Origin of the sequence: Paenibacillus luteus, from assembly GCF_006542765.1 — a bacterium.
Taxonomy (GTDB): Bacteria; Bacillota; Bacilli; order Paenibacillales; family Paenibacillaceae; genus Pristimantibacillus; species Pristimantibacillus luteus.
In genome coordinates this window covers 58,920-76,278 of the sequence record NZ_SKCD01000021.1, presented here as the reverse complement: position 1 = coordinate 76,278, position 17,359 = coordinate 58,920, and the positions used below count along the sequence as shown (strand labels likewise).

Sequence of the window (17,359 nt, the reverse complement as noted above, 5' to 3'; positions counted from 1 at the left end):
ACTCCCTATCACTTGTTCATCTAATCATGGCATTCATGACCTATACAGCTTATGATGTGAGAGAGTGATATATGTGGTTTTCTGCTCCAACATCTGATCGTCAATCCTCGTCAGTTAAAAACATTAGCTTGGTATGCCCCAACTTATTCAAGGGGATATTGCTAGAAAGAGGTATCGTTGATGAACTTGAAAATAGCTACCGTTATTTCCATTATGCTTATTTTTTCAGGCTGCAGCAGTACAAACACTTCAAATGGAACCGATTCTTCTACGAATCCAACTGTTGTTCCGAGCACACAACCTATTATCGAACCATCCGCAGCTCCAACTGCCGAGCCTACAGCAGCCATCGATCCAATTGCAGAAAAAATTGCCGATATGACCCTGGATGAAAAAATAGGCCAGATGGTCCTTGTCGGATTAGAAGGCACATCCATACAGGATCATGCCAAAGAAATGATCGACAGCTATCATGTTGGCGGATTTATCCTATACAAGGATAACATTACCGGTGCATCACAAACACTCAAGTTTTTAAATCAGCTTAAACAGGCAAACCAGGGTAACCAAGCGCCGCTATGGCTAAGCATCGATCAAGAAGGCGGGAAAGTGAGCCGGATGCCGGATGAATTTAAGAAGCTGCCGCCTGCTGCCGATGTTGGCAAAGCTGCTAATGCCAACTATACGAATTTAATCGGACAAGCTCTTGGCGAAGAAGTACGCGCGCTTGGCTTTAATATGGATTTTGCGCCCGTCCTTGATATTAACAGCAATCCCAAAAATCCGGTCATTGGCAATCGCTCCTTTGGCGCTAAAGCTGATACTGTCATTACACATGGCATCGAGACCATGAAGGCCATTCAATCCAAACAGGTAGCGGCTGTAGTCAAGCATTTCCCCGGTCACGGAGATACCTCCGTCGATTCACACTTGGACCTACCTGTCGTTAACAAGACGCTCGATGAATTAAAAGCCTTCGAGCTGCTTCCGTTTGAAGAGGCCATTCAGCAGGGTGCCGATGCGATCATGATTGCTCATTTATTGATTCCAAAGATCGACCCGGATTACCCGGCTTCCTTGTCGAAGAAGATGATTACCGGATTGCTTCGCGAGGAACTTGATTATGATGGTGTTGTCATTACTGACGATATGACGATGGGCGGAATTACGGAGCATTTTAATGTCGGCGAGGCAGCCGTAGATTCCGTGCAAGCCGGTAGCGACATTATTTTAATTGGGCATGATTATGCAACACAAATTTCAGTCCTCAAATCGCTTAAGCAAGCTGCCCGCGATGGTGTGCTTACTAAAGAGCGGATGGATCAGAGCGTTTATCGCATCCTGAGCTTAAAGGACAAATACCAGCTGAAAGATAATGCGACGGCCTCCGTTGATATCGAAGCCGTGAATCATCACATTCAATCCGCATTACAAGCGAAAAAACAAAAGTAGATGGCCATTGCCCTTCTATCACCTTAAAATCAGATCTTGGAGCGCTGAACCAGAATCCTCTTCGTTAGAAAAAGTTGGCCATATTAAAAGGCTCAGATTCCATTACGGAATCTGAGCCTTTTTGTACTGCTTACAAACCTAGAATATGATAGCCGGCATCGACATGAAGCACTTCGCCAGTAATTCCACGGGACAATTGGCTTAGAAGGAACATGGTCGCGTCGCCAACCTCGTCCTGGTCGATATTGCGGCGCAGCGGCGCTCGTTCTTCAATGGTCGACATAATGTCGTTGAAGCCTGATACGCCTTTGGCTGCCAGCGTTCGGATCGGTCCTGCGGATACCGCATTGACACGGATGCCGTATTTCCCCAAATCCTCTGCCAAATACATCACGCTGGCTTCAAGTGCAGCTTTCGCCACACCCATCACATTATAGTTTTTCACAACGCGTTCTGCGCCAATATACGTTTGCGTTACAATGCTTCCGCCTTCGGTCATTAGCTTCTTAGCTTCGCGGGCAACGGCAACCAATGAATAGGCACTTGAATTCTGTGCGAGCAGATAGCCCTCTCTAGTCGTATCCACATATTCCCCTTGCAGCTCATCCTTATCGGCAAAAGCAACCGAATGAACCACTCCGTGTATGATACCAGACTTCTGCTGAATGTCCTGAAAAGCAGCCGTTACGCTTTCATCATCCAGTACATCGCAGGATACCGTCTGAAGAGCGGTGATTTGATGCTGCTCCAGCAGCTTTGTTAGCTTATCCAATGATCTCTCTTTGCGGTAAGTAAAAATAAGGTTGGCTCCTTGCTTGTGAAGGGATTTAGCTACTCCCCAAGCAATGCTGCGGTCATTCGCAACGCCCATGATGACGATGTTTTTGTTTTCCAGTAAGTTCGACATGCTGCTCCTCCTAGTTGTGCTTCTCTCTTTTTTTGAAATCGTATAGGTGTAACCCGAGTGGATACGCGCTCATACGGTTATCTATGCAAAAAAACGTCATGCCTTGTTCTATACTAACGATATCGTTCTAAATATTCAACTTCATAATGAGAAACCAAGCAATACGGAGCATGATTAGCCTTCAAAAGAACGCACATAAGCAATATAGTCGGTATTGACCGGTTCAGCCCCGGCTTGTCTGAGCGATGAGGCCATTTGCCCGCGATGATAGCTCCCATGCAAGGAAACATGCATCAAAATATCACCTACGGCTGTTGAGAATTAGGTGCCCTTACTATTCAGATAAACTGCCTTTTTCGCCAAAGCGGCCTTGTCGAGCTGCTTGAACAGCAACTGATAGCCGTTATTATTTTGCTCCATCAGCTGCCTGCATTGTACAAACGTAAGCACAGGCCATATTTCGTGTCCGGCAGTATCTTCTCCAAGAATACGGGCTAGCCAGATCTGCTCCGTGGCCAGCACATGACAGTGTAGTGCCATTGGCTTGTCAAATGGTTTTGATACCGCCATTGACGTAAATATTTATAAATTGAAACCAAGCATTCATACAAACCAAGGCAGAGGCTATTAATTGCCATGTAAACGTTTTTTGTGGTTGAAGGTTAATTAGCGTCCCTCCTTTTTCCCAGGTCCATTGCGCCAAGTCCGCTTGGCTTTTTTCGCGCTACATAGGTGATGCAATCACTACTCAGCAAAACATCCCTGTCGTGTCGTTTGATCATAAACTCTAGCTGTTTGACGTGAGTATTTAAAACCTCCCAGCTAGTATAGGCTTGCTGAAGCAACGTTTTCATTTCTTGTGTTCCCATATTGATTTCCATTAACGGTTCGAGTTTCACATTTGTTTGTACATCAATCTCATGAATATTTGTATTGATAATGATGCAGTTGATTCCTCGTTCTTTTGTCCCTGCCGTCATTCGGTTTAACACTTCAATAAGAACCTCTTCGGATATCACATGCTCCAACGAAGATACAGCAACGATATAATCAAAAGCATCCTTGGCAATGTCATATCTACCAATATCGCTAGCAACAGGCTGTAAATAGCGGCTAACGCCATATTGTGTAGCATAATTCATCATACGGACAAGCGCTGATTCAAGCAGATCAACGCAAATCACACGACCTCCCGATTCAGATAAAGCTTGAGCCATTGGAATACTGTTCCTTCCCACGCCGCAGCCCAAATCAAGAATGGAAGGAGCGGGCTCATTCGCCAATAATGCAAGGTTATCCATGACGGTTTTCACTGGCCGATGGAGCCACGAGCCTTCTTCGAACAGTTGATGTTGTTCGTAACATGCCTCATGATATTTTTTCTCTTCCTCCCGGATGAGTTGAAGCCTTTCGTTCATTTAAAAACCCCTCTCCTGCTCCCTTTACCTTTTACAATTTCAACTAAGGCTCAATGGAGACCAAGGTTGGCTTTTCCCACTCCCGGTGTTCGTATTTAATCCAATAAGATTTGTCTGCTTCGATTAATTTCGAGATGCCGTCTGGAATTCGAACAGTGGAGCGTTGTCCGCTCAGATCTTGAATTTCAATATCATGCTCATGCACAGCGATTACTGTTACTTGCGCAGAAGTAAGATGCGTGAAAGCATTCCATCTAGACAGGGCAAACAATAGAACGATCGTACCTGCAAGCAGTGCCCAATTTCTCTTTTTCATAACATCCTCCAAAGCTTTCTTCCATTGTTGCAGCCTATATTTTCTTACTTTTTGGCTTTTGATGCAAAATAAGTGCTTGTTAAAAACGCAATTAGCCCTAGAATCCAGCCTAGGATTGGCGAATATTCAAAACCGCTTTTTACCGCCATCCCTCCAATAACAAACACGACGCCTAGAAAGAGAAACAAAAGTGAAAGCTGCTGATCCTTATTCATCTACATCACTCCCAAATTCGTATAATAGCTTCCTTATATCACGAATTCCCAAGCTATAGACTACAAATAACCATCTCTTTGTAATGTATCATTTCTATCTCGAATTGGAAATAACGAACTGCTCAAATAATGGAATTTCTGAATGCCAAATGTAAACCGCATGCTTACTGATCTGAAGCTAACAATGCCTTAATACTCTCGATGCTGTTCGCCGCCCTAAGATTTAGAGAGCGTTTGTCCTTCAAGCCAAATAATTGCAGTTCATGGCCCGGGTCTATAATTAATGGCTTCGAAATAATATCCTCCAAAATGAGCGCTGTTTCTTTGTACGCTTTATGAAGCGTTTCAATCGCGGTGTTAGCTTTGACCAGCTTAATGATTTCAATCATAAGCTCCGCGTACATCAGCTTGACAATGCTGTCCGACGACATAATATGCCGGGAAGCAAATGCAACGATCTGTTCCACTATCTTACTGTCAGGATAGTTTTTGGCGATGGAAACGCATTGCAAGGCGGCATCCCAGTTCCGAATGGAAAGCTTTTTCACTTCGTTTGCAATCATTTCCTCATACCATTGCGTTTCCGCTTCCTTTGTTACCTCGTATGTTTTGTATTCTTCGAGCAGTCCGTTCTTGTGCATTTGAAAGTAATTGCCGAAATAATTGGTAAACAGCTCTTTTGCTCTTTGCATTTCGTCACTCCCACTATCTCTACCTACAACCTAAGCGGTTATGGTTGCCTCAAAGCGCTCACATAAATCCGTAATATCATCTAGTCTTGCCAGTTGGCTAATCCAGCTTTGAGGAATAGCATCCACGCCATAGTAGATCCCTGCCAATCCGCCTGCTACAGCACCTGTTGTATCCGTATCTTCCCCCAAATTAATAGCCTTCAGAACAGCTTCGCTATAGTTATCCGTGTTCAGCAAGCTCCATAGGCTCGCTTCTAGCGTGTGCACAACATAACCAGAGGATTGAATTTCTTCCTCAGAAAGCTTGCCGAGATCGCCTTTCAGGATGCGGTCGAATCTTTTTAAATCTTCTACTTTCAAATCCTTGTAGTATTCAAGTACCGATTCTCTCATTTTCACGATGCCATCCTCTAAATTTGAACCATTCAATAGATGGATAGCGATTTCAATATAGATCACACACGCGATTATCGAAATAGGATGTCCATGCGTAACCGATGACACTTTAGCAATCAGCACCGCCCGATCCTCCATTTGTTCATTCCGAAGCAGATAGGCGAGCGGCAAAATACGCATTAATGAACCATTCCCATTGCTGTATATGTCAACGCCGCCAGCCAAATCCGGCCGTATGCAGAGTTCCCAATAACGCTCAATCGCTTTTGCGGTTGCAATTCCTACGTCAAAGGTTACCCCGTGCGGCGTCCAATAACTTTTGTTCAACCAGTCTACGAAACGATCTGCCAAATCATACAGGTCAATTTGCGGATGGGCCGCGCAGCTTTCCATTAAACAAAAAACCAAAGAGCTGTCATCTGACCATGTTCCGGCAGGTTGGGCATGCGAACCATAGCCAATCATATCCGTCAGCGGCTTGTCCATGAGCGTCTTGCGTGACTGAAACTCGACAGGGACACCAAGCGCATCGCCAACACATAAACCAAGAATACCATCCCGCACATTTGTCATTTCTATGCTACCTCCATATAGAAGCCATTTTCGAATTTCTAGATCCAGTATAGCAACGATAGATGAATTTGGAAACGATAGCCATAGCAAAGGGGCTTTGCGTTCCGTAAAGAACACAAAGCCCCTAAAGTGATTTAATCACACATTTACACTTTCTAATTTCGCGGCATACCAGCATAATATCAACAAGATATCATCACTCCGTGTCTTATGCGTGAATGCCTCGGGCCGTAAGCTCCGCTGCAAAATTCGCAATTAACCCCCGCTTCTCTGTTTCCTCAAGAAAAGCTGCTTTGATTCCGTTCATTATGATCTTCCCTATATCATCAAGCGAAAGACCGCAATGGTCCATTAACAGCTCATACTCTTTTTGGATAGTCGTATCAGACACCGTTCGATTATCGGTATTGACGGTGACAATAATCCCTTGCTCCATATAACGACGAATGGGATAAGCGTCCCAGCCCGTGACGGCTTTGGTCTGAATATTGCTAAGCGGACACATTTCCAGTGGAATTTGCTTATCTTTAACCAGTTCGACAACTTCAGAGTCTTCTAGCATTCGAACGCCGTGGCCAATCCGAATCGCGCCAAGCTCCGTAATCGCAACCTTTACACTTTCCGCTCCAGCCGCTTCGCCTGCATGGATCGTAATCGGCAAGCCTAACTGCCTAGCCCGCTCAAATAGCCGGCGGAACATAATAGCAGGGAATGATGCCTCATCGCCGGCTAAATCTACGGCAACGACCCCTTTTTTATAAAAACGCGCTGCTTCTTCAACAACGTCTATATTCAAGTTTTCAGCATGGCTTCTCAAACAAATAATAATCGCTCTTGCTATCGTACCAAAGGCTTGCTCGCCGCGCTTTAAGCCCGCGATAACATGGGAAATTACTTCATGGTTGCTTAATCCCTGCATACGGTGCAGTTGAGGGGCAAAGCGGACCTCAATATAGCGAACATTTTCCTTGGCCGCCTGTTCGACAACCTCAAATGCCACCCGCTCTATCGCAGCACCCGATTGCAAATAGGGCAGAACAAAACTGAATTTATCTAAATACTCCTTGAGGCTCTCGCAATGGTCCTCTACTTTCATTTGGGACAGCAGCTCCGCATCCGATTCCAACTGCATAGGTTCTCCTTGCTCTTTAGCCAGCTCCACTAAGGTTTCCGGCTTAACGCTTCCATCCAAATGCACGTGCAAATCAACCTTTGGCAGCTGCGACAACAACGCCTTAACAGCTGCCGCTTGTTCCTTCACTAACGCCATCGTCAAAATCCCCTTTCGGTATATTCATACACATCAATCAGGCTGGATAAACATGCCTGTCATTTCTTCTAGCTTCCACGATAAGTGCTGTATCCGCCAGGAGCGACTAGCAGCGGAACGTGGTAGTGCTCCCCAGTTTCCCGGATATGGAAACGGATTGGAATATAATCGAACAAGCTCTCCGATATAGCAGCTAAATGGGTCGTTCGCCGAAAAAAATCACCTGCCGCAAAGATCAGCTCATATACGCCTGGCCTTAGCCCATCACCCTCAAGCAAGGGCTGATCCACCCGTCCATCTTTATTCGTCCGATAAGCGCCAACTAGCTTTGGGGATTGACCAAGGTCACCGCCTCCCGCTTGCTCTCCCAAATACCACAGCTCTATCGTAATACCCTCCACCGGCTTTCCTCCTGCCAAATCTAGCACATGAGTCGTAATCCGGCCGCTCATTCCAGCCCGCTTTCTTCCTCAAGGTCAGCTCTAGTTAGCGTAAAGCCCTGAAAGCCATATGGCGGTCGAGGCTCTGTGTAGACGCCGGCTGCTGCAGAGTGCTCAGGCTCCACAATCGTCTCCCAAGTACGGTTATTGGATTCAAAACGAACCTCAGCGAGCTGAGGAAAGCTCCTCAGTATACTCGTTCCGATTCGATAAATCAAATATTGAATCGAGGGCGAATTGGCGGAATGGAACAGCGTATGGGCGAGATCATGAACCTGCTCCGAGGGGACATAGCGAGCCCGCCTGCTGTCAAAAGCATCTTCTGCCTCTGTATAGGTCCAGAATATATCCAAAAAAATAAATAATGGACGGTCAAAGCTCTCCGGCAGCGTCGTATATTCATCGCGAACGAAGCCATAGAAGGAGCTTCCGCTTACCTTTATAAGCTGAATTTGGGCTAAGGCACTTTCATGAAGGGTAAGTTCAGCCGTGCCATCAACACCGCGAGCCCATTTCAGCGAGGCGCTTGCATGCTCGTTATGGGAGCGGCGAAAGACGAGCTGACTATTGCTCCATCCCTTCTCCTCGGCTACGATTACCGAAGTGAAAGGCAGCTTGCTTGCGCTTATTTCAATCGCATCGATATGCGGGTACCGCTCCAGAAACCTCTTGCTAATGAACGCAAGCAAGCCTTCCGTCGTGCTGCCGTTGTAATTAGCGGTCTGCCTTAAAATAAAATTTTTCATAGAATCTGTCGCAACGACCTGCCTGTTGTCCCCTTCCGTGAAAGAGGTAAGCAGCACCTCGCTGCTGACGGAAAAGGTGATATTATGAGCAAAAATGACATTGCTGTCCCCGATATAAGGGGATTCAGCTATGGCTTTGACGGTTAGCGGGGTAGCATAGGTGCGATAAGTCAGCACATCCCCTTTCCCATAATAAAGCGTGCGACCGCTGCGTAATTTCAGCATCATACCTCATCCCTTCTCTAGTCGACTAATAGCTCCCTCAGACGAAACCCTGATATTTTTTCAATTTCAAGCAGCGCTTGTTCTGCTTCCTCGCTTGAAGAGTTCCAAATTCTTGTCTCCATTGCAGCAAGAATATCCTCCTTCGCCTTCCCCCTCACCGCAAAAATAAAGGGAAAACCAAAGGTTCTTACATACGTTTGGTTTAAACCGTAGAAACGCTCATACTCCTCGGCTGACAGCTGATTCAAACCCGCTCCATGCTGCTCCTTCGCCGAATATTCCCCTACCGCAAGGCGCGTTCCCAGATCGGGATGCGCACGGAACAAATCGACAATCGCCTCTACTCTTGATTCACGAACGACGTTAATCATGGCTGCGTGCAAGGCTTCAATGTTAGCAAAAGGAATCGCATGGTAAACGGATGCCGCCACCCAAGGAGAATATTCAAATATCGTACCTAATCGCTCAACGAATTGTTCACGGCTGCATGCATTAATTTCATCTATCGTCATTTTCATTTCCAATACCCCTCGTGAACCGCCACCGCTGCTTCCTCTACTTCAGGAAACGGGCCGATGACTTGAATTGGCTTGCGGCCTTGTGCAAATACAATGCGACAAGGCAAATCGAGCGTAGGATTCTGCTCATCGTCACCTGTGATCTGCGCCAAGCGCTTCTCCGATATGCCGTAGACAACGGTGCCTACATTACCCCAATAAATGGAACCCGCACACATCGCGCAGGGCTCGGCAGAGGTGTATAGCGTAAAATGCCAAAGCTCATCCTTGCTGAATCTCTTCGACGCTTGCTCCATCAGCGTTCTCTCCGCATGGCCTGTGCAATTGAATTCCGTTATCTCAATGTTTCCTTGTTCCAATAGAATTTCGCCTTCAGCGTTGACCAATATCGCGCCAAATGGCGTATTTCCAGCTTCCCTGGCCTGCCGGGAAACCTCTATGCTTCTTAATAAATAATAGGAGTGCTCATTTTTGCTTGTCATGTCGTTTGACGCCTCCCTTCCGCTGCCCGTTTTACCGCTCTCCATATACCTCCATAGCCGGTACAGCGACAAATGTTGCCGGACAATGCTTCAGCAATTTCATCATCGGAAGGGTCTGGATTTTCATCAAGCAGCGCTTTAACGGATATAATCATGCCGGGTGTACAATAGCCGCATTGAAAGCCGCCCTCCTCCAGAAAAGCTTGTTGAACAGGGTCCATGCCTTGCACCGCTATTCCTTCAATCGTTGTAATTTGCTTCTCCGAGCACTGATAAGCCATCGTAAGGCATGAATTAACCGCCTTCCCTTCGATTAACACCATGCAAGCGCCGCAGCGGCCAATTTCACAGGAACGCTTAGTTCCCGTAAGGGAAAGCTCATCTCTTACAATGGTTAGCAAGCGAGCAGCTGGTTTCGTATCAATTAATTCTTCCTTGCCATTAACGAAGCAGCGCAGCACATAAGGGGATTCTGACTTCACGGCCTCTTCACTCATTTCCGCTCACCCCTTCCCTAGAAAAAATGGCGCTTCCTGCAAAAAGCTTGGCTCCACTGGCAATTTTGTTGCCCATTTGCCGCAGGCTTGCCGTATGGCCGCCGCAATGGCAGGCGCTAGCGTGACAGATCCAACCTCTCCGATACCTCGGGGTCCATAATCGTCCCCCTCTGGCAGTTGCTCAATCGCTTCAACCTCGACGAGGCCACGTTGATCCTCTATCGTTGGAACCAAATACGTATCTAGATTGCGGGCAATGTAATGACCTTTCTCCATGACCGAATCCTCCAGCAGCGTAAAACCAAGCGCCATGCTGCTTCCGCCTTCGATTTGGCCCAAATAACCCTGCGGATTAATGACAGGACCTGCGGCAACCACATGGTATTGCTGAAGCACTCTGGCGCGTCCGCTTAGCGTATTCACCTCTGCCTTTACGACAACAGCGGAATAGGTATACATATAATGGGCACCTACCCGCTCCGTAGACGAGGTTGGAAAGGAAAACGAGGTTTCACAGCGGATCGGCTCGCCTGCAGCATCTGCAAGCTCTTTGTAGGAAAGCAGCAGCGAATTCTCTCTTGTCCCCTTTATCCCGCCTTCCCCTAGCTGGAGCTGCTCAACTGGGCGATTGAGTACAGCGGCTGCCCGCTGCAGCAGTTGACCTGAGAATGGCGCCTTCAGCTTTTGCAGCGATTTCCACATCATTGCGGTTGCCCGCGAAGCTGTGGTAGAACCGCTGTCAGGGACGACATCGGTGTCTCCAATAATCATTCGGATATCCTTCGCCCCGAATCCAAACTGCTCAATCAGCATTTGCTCCAGAGAAGCCAGCAGTCCCTGCCCAAACTCTTCATAGCCGAATACCGCCTCGATTTTCCCGTCAGCCGCCAGCTCTAGGCGTCCACCTGCAGGATCAGGAATACCGACGCCAAGTCCTGCTCCGTGCATAGTGAACGCAGCGCCGATTCCCGTTTTAATCCAAGGTTCATCACCGCTACTGCTCATTCGGGTCAAATGCTCTTTCTCCAGCCATAACGGGCATTTTGCAATAGCCTCCCAAACCTGCTCGGCTCCCTCTGTCATTGCGATCGGCTGATCGAAAGGCCCAAGATTATCTGATTGCCTCATATTCAACTTTCGAAAAAACCATGGCTCCATGCCCGCCATCTCTGCCAGCCGATCCATTTGACCTTCCAGCGCAAAGATCGCCTGATTGCCGCCAAAGCCGCGAAACTCCCCGGACATTCCGTTATTCGTAAACACCGAAACGCCTTTAACATCCAGATGCACATACTGATATGGGCCGATTACATGCTCAGTCGCAAAATTCAACACCTCAGCGCCTAACGTGGAATAAGGACCGGTATCAGAGATCAGCGAAACTTGATGCGCCATAAGCTTTCCGGCAGCATCTACTCCCGTCTTCATCGTTATTTTCATGGGATGCCGCTTGAGTCCTGCACGGACCGATTCCCATCTGGAATTGTGTATTTTAATGGGCCTTCCTGTCTGCATCGCAAGCAGCGCACCGTAGGGCTGAACATTTAACTCATCCTTGCCGCCAAATGACCCCCCGATCGGACTCGATACGATCCGGATCTCCTCCTGGGGCTTCTTCAAAATACGCGACAATTGCATCCGGTCCATGAAGCCGTGCTGCGTTGGAGAATATACGGTCAAACGCCCATCCTCTCCCGGCACGAACAAGCCGCCTTCGGTTTCCATATAGGTGTGCATTTGACGGGGAGTATAATACGTTTCTTCGACGATGTAAGCACAATCGCGGAAACCTTGATCAACATCCCCCCTGCTGAATACCGTGCGATGCAGCTCATTCCCGCCGGGATGGAGCTGTGGCGAACTCGGCAACAACGCACATTCGGGATCATCTACGACCTCAAGCACCTCATAGTCCACTTCGATCAACTCAAGCGCTTGTTGCGCAGCCGCGAGCGTGTCTGCTGCCACGGTCGCAAGAGCATCGCCAACGTATCTGGCACGATCCTCGCAAAGCACAGGCTGATCTGGATGCGCGATCCCATAGGCATTCAGGCCGGGAATATCCAGATAGGTGAGAATCGCATGCACTCCGGGCAGTTTCTTCGCTTTATCCGTATTAATCGATAGGATATGGGCATGAGGATGCTCGCTTCGCAGCACAAGGCCATAGAGCATATGGTCAGTCGTCATATCCGTCAAGTAAGCCAAGCCGCCCGTCACCTTCCCCGGACCATCGGGACGAACTCGCCAACGTTCTCCACTACTAGCACGGTTTAAAAGCATATGCCTCACCCTTCCTGTTTTGCTCAGTAAAGACGAACACTCCGTATCCAAGCAACGATATTCTAGCAACGTGTCTCATTCACATTTCTAATTTCAATTGATATCGCATTAAAGTTGTTTCGTATTGTCTTTGGCAGCTTTCCAAAGCTCAGAAACAATCAAGTTGGCGGCTGTCGATTTCCGGTAAGCTGCAGAGGCGAATAAATCCTCACGCGGTTCAAAAAGCTCGATAGTTCGGTCATATACGTGCCGAAGAAGCTGACCATCAACGTCGGCACCGCTTATTTCCTTCTCCAACCCTTCGAGCCTGACTGGCACCGTCTGCCCTCCGCCTAGCGCTATCCGAATCTGCTTGATAACGTTGCTACAGGTAAGCACGCCATTGATACAAGCTGTGACGACAGACGGAGTAAAAGCTTCACGCCGTCCAACTTTATGGTAAGCGCCAAAACGCTTCATTTGCGATGTTAAATCCTCAGCCCCATTGCTGACGGGAGTCTCCCCAAGCGATTCCTCAAAAGGAAGCAGCACACTTAGGAGCAAACGTTCATTCCCACGCTTCGCTGCGCTTGCTTCATGCAGCCATTCCGATAATAAGGCTCGGTGCTCTCTTGTACCGTCGAACCAGATGACCTCTGCGTCATATCCGAGCAGCGCTGCGATCGAATCCCCAATGCTGGAGGCGACATTACCTCCTATCGTAGCGAGCTGCCGGACAGATGGAGCCGCAATGGTTCGGATCGCTTCGGTAACCATTGGGAAATGACGGCTGAGCAGCGCATTCGAGCGGCAGGACTGTAGACTGGTTTGACCGCCTACCACTAGTCCCGCTTCGCCAACTCTCAGCTCATTCAAACCGCGGATCGCGCTTAAGTCGATTAAATGCTGCGGCATCGCCGATATGCCTGACTCCCACTGGGTGCGAAGCAGCGTTCCGCCTGAAGTGTAAACCGCCTCTATGTCGTAGGTTTGTTTCAGCTGCCATGCTTCCGCAGCTGTTTGTGGATGCCACACCAGAGGAGACGCTATGGTCTCCTGTATGTTCATGCCCATCGTACTCCCCTCCAGTTGCCGTTAAAATCGTTGTTCGCGAATATAAGGTAAGCCAAGCGATTCCGGCGAGCCGGATGGTTTGTTGCGATTGCGCCAGCCAAGAAACATGAGTACCAATATCGTAACGACATAAGGAATCATTTTTAGAAAATACGATGGGATATCGCTCCCGATTAACTGAATGCGGAAACCAAGCATATCGAGCGCTCCAAAAAAATAAGCACAGAAGAGAGCGCGAATCGGATTCCATCTGGCGAAAATAACTAAAGCAACCGCAATCCATCCCCGCCCCGTCGTCATGCCCTCCGTCCAGGTCGGCGAGTATACGAGAAGCAAATCCGCTCCTGCCAGGCCGATAAGAATCGAGCCGACGATAATATAGCCATATCGAAACGCTTGAACGTGAATGCCCATGACATCTGCCGTTGCCGGGTTATCTCCCATGGCCCGCAAATGAAGCCCCCATGAGGTTCGATGAATAAACAAATGAAGTGCAATAACAAGGACGAAGCTAAACCACGTTAATAAATCAAGTTGGGCAAAGATACGTCCGACAAACGGCACACTCTCCAGCCAAGGCATATCCACCTTAGGTACTGCTCTTGGCACAGGTAGACCGCTGACGGGTTTCCCTAAATAGGCGCTTAGGCCGGCACCGAATAGCGTCATTGCGAGCCCGCATACGATCTGGTTGGCCCTGAGGGAAACACTAAGAAAAGCATGGATGCCGCCGAGCAATATACTGATGCCGCATACCGCCAGAAGCGTGATGCCCAGGCTTCCGGTTTGTAGATACGTAAGGCAGGCTGTGACGGCACCCATCAGCATCAGTCCCTCTGCGCCAAGTTGAATGATGCCTGAACGTTCAATCAATATGCCGCCTAGGGTTGCGAACAATAACGGCGTACCGGAGGAGATGGCAGCGAGCAGCATTTGATACACAATTTCCATCCCTTACACGCCCCTTTCAACGGATTCTGCGAAGACGGAATTTGCTTAACGTGCCGCCTGCAATAAGAAAGAACAATATAGCTCCCTGCAGCATTTCCGAAATCGAGGATGGCAGCCCGATCGTCTGTACGCTGTAACCTCCGACAATAAGACCACCGAACAGAAAGGCGGAAACCACAAGCCCGATCGGATGCAGCTTGGCGAGCCAGGCCACTATGATTGCCGTATAGCCATAACCAGGGGATATGCCGTACATCAGTCGATGCGTGACGCCAGACACCTCCGCCATGCCAGCCAGGCCAGCTAAGCCGCCGCTGATCAGCATCACAAGCAAAATATGTCTACTGATACGAATGCCCGCGTTTTTGGCCGCTTCAGGATTGGCTCCGATCAGCCTAAGCTCATAACCCCAACGCGTATACTTAATGAAGAAACCGTATAGAACGATAGCAATTATGCCGAACAACAGTCCCAAATGCAGCCGGGTATCACCCAATACGGGAAGCGACTGAGCCTCTGTAAACATCGGCGTGCCCGGAAAGTTCATTCCTTTTGGGTCTTTCCAAGGACCGAATACGAAATAATCCATCGCCAGCAGCGCGACGTAATTGAGCATGAGTGAGGTGACAAGCTCATTGACTTGAAAATAGGTACGCGGAATTGCCGTGAGCAATCCCCAGATCCCGCCTGCAACTATGCTGAAGACGATCATTGTCGGAATAATGAGAAGACCGGGCATAGTTGGAAAATAAATCGTAACCGCAGTCGCGGCCATCGCTCCCGCCGCAAATTGCCCTTCCGCTCCGATATTCCATACCGAAATTCGGTATGCAATGGCCACCCCGAGTCCACACAGCAGCAGCGGTATCGTTTTGACGAGCGTTTCCGTTAAGCCATACGAGGTGCCAAACGCACCTGTAAACATTTTCTTATAAACCGGAAAAGGGTTCATGCCGTTCGCAGCAATGAAAATGCCGCAAACGATGAGGGCCAGCAGTACCGATACAAATGGAATCCACCACGAGCTGCCATTCTTGGTACTGTCGATTTCGATGCGGTAGGAGCGCCTCTTCGGCCTGCTTGCTTGCTGCGTTGCCTCGATGGAGATCGTCCCGGCTTTGTTAAGCACTGGCTTTTGTTCACTCATCCAGCTTCCTCCTCCGCCGATTGGAGGCCTGCCATATACATGCCGATCTTCTCACGATCTGCATCCTCCCGCGCCATCTCGCCAACGATTTTTCCGTTGAAAATAACGAGAATGCGGTTAGACAGCTGAATGACCTCATCCAGATCCTCTGAAATCAACAATACACTTTTACCTTCATCCCTCATTTTCCCTAAAAGTAGATGAACCCCCTCCGCAGCCCCGACATCAAGCCCCTGCGTTGGATGCACGGCTACCATCAGGAGCGGCTCCTGGTTAACCTCCCTTGCAAAAAGCAGCTTTTGTTGGTTTCCACCCGACAATTGCTGAACTGGCGTATCCAGTCCCGCCGTTTTTACATCGAATTGATCGACCAGCCCTTGTGACCAGGAGCGATTTTTACCTGTTCGAAGAAAACCTAAGCGTGATCGCTCTTCCGTTCGGTACGTTTTGAACAACAGATTGTCAACGATCCCCAAGCTGCCGGCAAGCCCGCTTTTCATTCGATTTTCCGGTACATGAGCGATCCCCGCCTCAATCGCCGCCCGAACCGAACCGTTCTTCAACTCCTTGCCTGCAAAATGAATCTTCCCCTGCTTCCAGCTCCGAAGTCCTGTCAGCACCTCGGCAAGCTCCTTCTGCCCATTACCCGCTACGCCGGCGACACCGACAATTTCCCCCTCATGGACATTTAGCGAAAATTGATCAAGCGATTTTCTTCCATGATCCGCCTGCACATCGACTCGGGACACGGTAAGCAAAACCTTTCCTTGCGGGCGCGGCTGGAACGTCCGGTTCTCGCCAATCTCCTTGCCGACCATCAGCTTTGCCAGCTCACGCTCATTTGTAGCTGTCTTCTCCATAGAGTGAATTAGCTTCCCCTTGCGCATAACCGAAATATGGTCCGCAGCGGACATGACCTCCTTCAGCTTATGGGTGGTCAGAATGACCGTCTTGCCTTCATCTTTCATTCGCTGCAGCGTCATGAACAGCTGCTCAGCCTCGCCAGGCGTCAGCACCGAAGTAGGTTCATCCAAAATGATGAGCTCCGCTCCGCGGTATAGCGTTTTGACGATTTCTACCCGCTGCTGCTCACCTACGGACAATTGCCAGATCGGCCGGTTCACTGGAAACGCTAAGCCAAAATGGTCCGCTATCGCTTCAATTTCCTGCTGCTTGCTGCTCATCCATTTCGGCCCCCGCCAAAAGGAAGATTTCTCTCCAAGCACAATATTTTCTGCAGCAGTCAAGGTTTGGACCAGCCGGAAATTTTGAAAAACCATACCTACTCCAAGCTTCATGGCATCCTTCGGCGATCGGATCTTGACCGGTTTGCCATGGATGAGAATATCGCCGCTCGTGGGTCGATAGACACCCGAGAGCATACACATCATCGTGCTCTTGCCCGCTCCGTTCTCTCCAAGCAGCGCATGAATTTGTCCGGGCTTCGCATGAAAGTCAACATGGTCATTCGCGATGACCGTCCCGAACTGCTTTACAATCCCTCTCATCTCTACCGAGTACGTTTCATGCATAGGTTCCCTCCTAAAGTTTTTTACCAGAAACGTAAGGTTCATCTACGTTTCTGGTAAAAAACTACTTCGTAAGCATTAACTTAGTTTTGTACCAGAAACGTAAGATTCATCTGCGTTTCTAGTACAAAACAGCTTCGTAAGCATTGACTTTGTTTTGTATTAGAAACGTAAGTTTCGTCTGTTCCGTTTTATGAATGGGAAGCGGGCGTTTGCGGAAATAGCTGTTTATAAATCAACAAATCCCTT

At 48.6% G+C, this 17,359-nt stretch carries 20 protein-coding genes; 1 reads left to right on the top strand and 19 read right to left on the bottom strand.

Annotated elements, in window-relative coordinates; genetic code table 11:
* The first annotated feature begins 180 nt into the window (after window positions 1-180).
* A complete protein-coding gene (gene nagZ / locus E0496_RS16570; protein WP_141502890.1) occupies window positions 181-1,452 on the top strand; it encodes a beta-N-acetylhexosaminidase in 1,272 nt (423 codons plus the stop codon).
* A 130-nt stretch (window positions 1,453-1,582) separates the two neighbouring features.
* On the opposite strand, the gene fabI is transcribed toward nagZ, so the two are convergent.
* From fabI to E0496_RS16480, 19 genes are all read right to left on the bottom strand, one after another.
* Window positions 1,583-2,359, bottom strand: coding sequence for an enoyl-ACP reductase FabI (fabI, locus tag E0496_RS16565; RefSeq protein ID WP_139998665.1), 777 nt, complete (start codon window positions 2,357-2,359; stop codon window positions 1,583-1,585).
* A gap of 174 nt (window positions 2,360-2,533) precedes the next feature.
* Window positions 2,534-2,656, bottom strand: a complete 123-nt coding sequence (locus E0496_RS16560) for a DinB family protein (protein WP_277755862.1) — start codon at window positions 2,654-2,656, stop codon at window positions 2,534-2,536.
* A 24-nt stretch (window positions 2,657-2,680) separates the two neighbouring features.
* Window positions 2,681-2,929 (bottom strand): hypothetical protein, encoded by a 249-nt coding sequence (locus E0496_RS16555; RefSeq protein ID WP_141502888.1) that lies wholly within the window; start codon window positions 2,927-2,929, stop codon window positions 2,681-2,683.
* 92 nt (window positions 2,930-3,021) lie between these two features.
* Entirely contained in the window at window positions 3,022-3,777 is a 756-nt protein-coding gene (locus E0496_RS16550) for a class I SAM-dependent methyltransferase (protein ID WP_141502887.1), read from the bottom strand.
* A 43-nt stretch (window positions 3,778-3,820) separates the two neighbouring features.
* Window positions 3,821-4,093: a hypothetical protein gene (locus E0496_RS16545; RefSeq protein ID WP_141502886.1), complete on the bottom strand. Its 273-nt coding sequence runs from the start codon at window positions 4,091-4,093 to the stop codon at window positions 3,821-3,823.
* A 44-nt stretch (window positions 4,094-4,137) separates the two neighbouring features.
* Complete coding sequence (locus E0496_RS35875) at window positions 4,138-4,308, bottom strand: hypothetical protein (RefSeq protein ID WP_175598075.1); 171 nt, start codon at window positions 4,306-4,308, stop codon at window positions 4,138-4,140.
* 164 nt (window positions 4,309-4,472) lie between these two features.
* Entirely contained in the window at window positions 4,473-5,000 is a 528-nt protein-coding gene (locus E0496_RS16540; protein WP_141502885.1) for a hypothetical protein, read from the bottom strand.
* A 30-nt stretch (window positions 5,001-5,030) separates the two neighbouring features.
* Window positions 5,031-5,969 carry an ADP-ribosylglycohydrolase family protein gene (locus E0496_RS16535; protein ID WP_141502884.1) on the bottom strand — a complete coding sequence of 313 codons (939 nt, stop codon included), beginning with the start codon at window positions 5,967-5,969 and terminating at the stop codon, window positions 5,031-5,033.
* 208 nt (window positions 5,970-6,177) lie between these two features.
* Window positions 6,178-7,239: an adenosine deaminase gene (gene add, locus E0496_RS16530; protein WP_141502883.1), complete on the bottom strand. Its 1,062-nt coding sequence runs from the start codon at window positions 7,237-7,239 to the stop codon at window positions 6,178-6,180.
* 68 nt (window positions 7,240-7,307) lie between these two features.
* Window positions 7,308-7,691, bottom strand: a complete 384-nt coding sequence (gene uraH / locus E0496_RS16525) for a hydroxyisourate hydrolase (protein ID WP_141502882.1) — start codon at window positions 7,689-7,691, stop codon at window positions 7,308-7,310.
* Entirely contained in the window at window positions 7,688-8,653 is a 966-nt protein-coding gene (gene pucL / locus E0496_RS16520) for a factor-independent urate hydroxylase (protein WP_338325864.1), read from the bottom strand. The genes uraH and pucL overlap by 4 nt, the downstream gene beginning before the upstream one ends.
* A 14-nt stretch (window positions 8,654-8,667) precedes the next feature.
* On the bottom strand, window positions 8,668-9,168 hold the full coding sequence (uraD, locus tag E0496_RS16515) for a 2-oxo-4-hydroxy-4-carboxy-5-ureidoimidazoline decarboxylase (protein ID WP_175598074.1): 501 nt from the start codon (window positions 9,166-9,168) through the stop codon (window positions 8,668-8,670).
* Window positions 9,165-9,650: a nucleoside deaminase gene (locus E0496_RS16510; RefSeq protein WP_141502881.1), complete on the bottom strand. Its 486-nt coding sequence runs from the start codon at window positions 9,648-9,650 to the stop codon at window positions 9,165-9,167. The genes uraD and E0496_RS16510 overlap by 4 nt, the downstream gene beginning before the upstream one ends.
* Entirely contained in the window at window positions 9,647-10,147 is a 501-nt protein-coding gene (locus E0496_RS16505; RefSeq protein WP_141502880.1) for a (2Fe-2S)-binding protein, read from the bottom strand. Before E0496_RS16505 ends, E0496_RS16510 begins: the two co-directional genes overlap by 4 nt.
* Before the next feature lie 6 nt (window positions 10,148-10,153).
* Window positions 10,154-12,430 carry a xanthine dehydrogenase subunit D gene (pucD, locus tag E0496_RS16500; RefSeq protein WP_141502879.1) on the bottom strand — a complete coding sequence of 759 codons (2,277 nt, stop codon included), beginning with the start codon at window positions 12,428-12,430 and terminating at the stop codon, window positions 10,154-10,156.
* 108 nt (window positions 12,431-12,538) lie between these two features.
* On the bottom strand, window positions 12,539-13,483 hold the full coding sequence (locus E0496_RS16495) for an FAD binding domain-containing protein (RefSeq protein WP_141502878.1): 945 nt from the start codon (window positions 13,481-13,483) through the stop codon (window positions 12,539-12,541).
* Window positions 13,484-13,504: 21 nt separating this feature from the next.
* Entirely contained in the window at window positions 13,505-14,434 is a 930-nt protein-coding gene (locus tag E0496_RS16490; protein WP_141502877.1) for an ABC transporter permease, read from the bottom strand.
* Window positions 14,435-14,450: 16 nt separating this feature from the next.
* On the bottom strand, window positions 14,451-15,581 hold the full coding sequence (locus E0496_RS16485) for an ABC transporter permease (RefSeq protein WP_141502876.1): 1,131 nt from the start codon (window positions 15,579-15,581) through the stop codon (window positions 14,451-14,453).
* Window positions 15,578-17,113: an ABC transporter ATP-binding protein gene (locus E0496_RS16480; RefSeq protein WP_141502875.1), complete on the bottom strand. Its 1,536-nt coding sequence runs from the start codon at window positions 17,111-17,113 to the stop codon at window positions 15,578-15,580. The genes E0496_RS16485 and E0496_RS16480 overlap by 4 nt, the downstream gene beginning before the upstream one ends.
* Between the last annotated feature and the right edge of the window lie 246 nt (window positions 17,114-17,359).

What these genes read in the sequence shown, in the direction of transcription:
- nagZ (WP_141502890.1), top strand. Translation starts at nt 181, where the DNA reads ATGAACTTGAAAATAGCTACCGTTATTTCCATTATGCTTATTTTTTCA.
- fabI (WP_139998665.1), bottom strand. Translation starts at nt 2,359, where the DNA reads ATGTCGAACTTACTGGAAAACAAAAACATCGTCATCATGGGCGTTGCG.
- E0496_RS16555 (WP_141502888.1), bottom strand. Translation starts at nt 2,929, where the DNA reads ATGGCGGTATCAAAACCATTTGACAAGCCAATGGCACTACACTGTCAT.
- E0496_RS16550 (WP_141502887.1), bottom strand. Translation starts at nt 3,777, where the DNA reads ATGAACGAAAGGCTTCAACTCATCCGGGAGGAAGAGAAAAAATATCAT.
- E0496_RS16545 (WP_141502886.1), bottom strand. Translation starts at nt 4,093, where the DNA reads ATGAAAAAGAGAAATTGGGCACTGCTTGCAGGTACGATCGTTCTATTG.
- E0496_RS35875 (WP_175598075.1), bottom strand. Translation starts at nt 4,308, where the DNA reads ATGAATAAGGATCAGCAGCTTTCACTTTTGTTTCTCTTTCTAGGCGTC.
- E0496_RS16540 (WP_141502885.1), bottom strand. Translation starts at nt 5,000, where the DNA reads ATGCAAAGAGCAAAAGAGCTGTTTACCAATTATTTCGGCAATTACTTT.
- E0496_RS16535 (WP_141502884.1), bottom strand. Translation starts at nt 5,969, where the DNA reads ATGACAAATGTGCGGGATGGTATTCTTGGTTTATGTGTTGGCGATGCG.
- add (WP_141502883.1), bottom strand. Translation starts at nt 7,239, where the DNA reads ATGGCGTTAGTGAAGGAACAAGCGGCAGCTGTTAAGGCGTTGTTGTCG.
- uraH (WP_141502882.1), bottom strand. Translation starts at nt 7,691, where the DNA reads ATGAGCGGCCGGATTACGACTCATGTGCTAGATTTGGCAGGAGGAAAG.
- pucL (WP_338325864.1), bottom strand. Translation starts at nt 8,653, where the DNA reads ATGATGCTGAAATTACGCAGCGGTCGCACGCTTTATTATGGGAAAGGG.
- uraD (WP_175598074.1), bottom strand. Translation starts at nt 9,168, where the DNA reads ATGAAAATGACGATAGATGAAATTAATGCATGCAGCCGTGAACAATTC.
- E0496_RS16510 (WP_141502881.1), bottom strand. Translation starts at nt 9,650, where the DNA reads ATGACAAGCAAAAATGAGCACTCCTATTATTTATTAAGAAGCATAGAG.
- E0496_RS16505 (WP_141502880.1), bottom strand. Translation starts at nt 10,147, where the DNA reads ATGAGTGAAGAGGCCGTGAAGTCAGAATCCCCTTATGTGCTGCGCTGC.
- pucD (WP_141502879.1), bottom strand. Translation starts at nt 12,430, where the DNA reads ATGCTTTTAAACCGTGCTAGTAGTGGAGAACGTTGGCGAGTTCGTCCC.
- E0496_RS16495 (WP_141502878.1), bottom strand. Translation starts at nt 13,483, where the DNA reads ATGGGCATGAACATACAGGAGACCATAGCGTCTCCTCTGGTGTGGCAT.
- E0496_RS16490 (WP_141502877.1), bottom strand. Translation starts at nt 14,434, where the DNA reads ATGGAAATTGTGTATCAAATGCTGCTCGCTGCCATCTCCTCCGGTACG.
- E0496_RS16485 (WP_141502876.1), bottom strand. Translation starts at nt 15,581, where the DNA reads ATGAGTGAACAAAAGCCAGTGCTTAACAAAGCCGGGACGATCTCCATC.
- E0496_RS16480 (WP_141502875.1), bottom strand. Translation starts at nt 17,113, where the DNA reads ATGCATGAAACGTACTCGGTAGAGATGAGAGGGATTGTAAAGCAGTTC.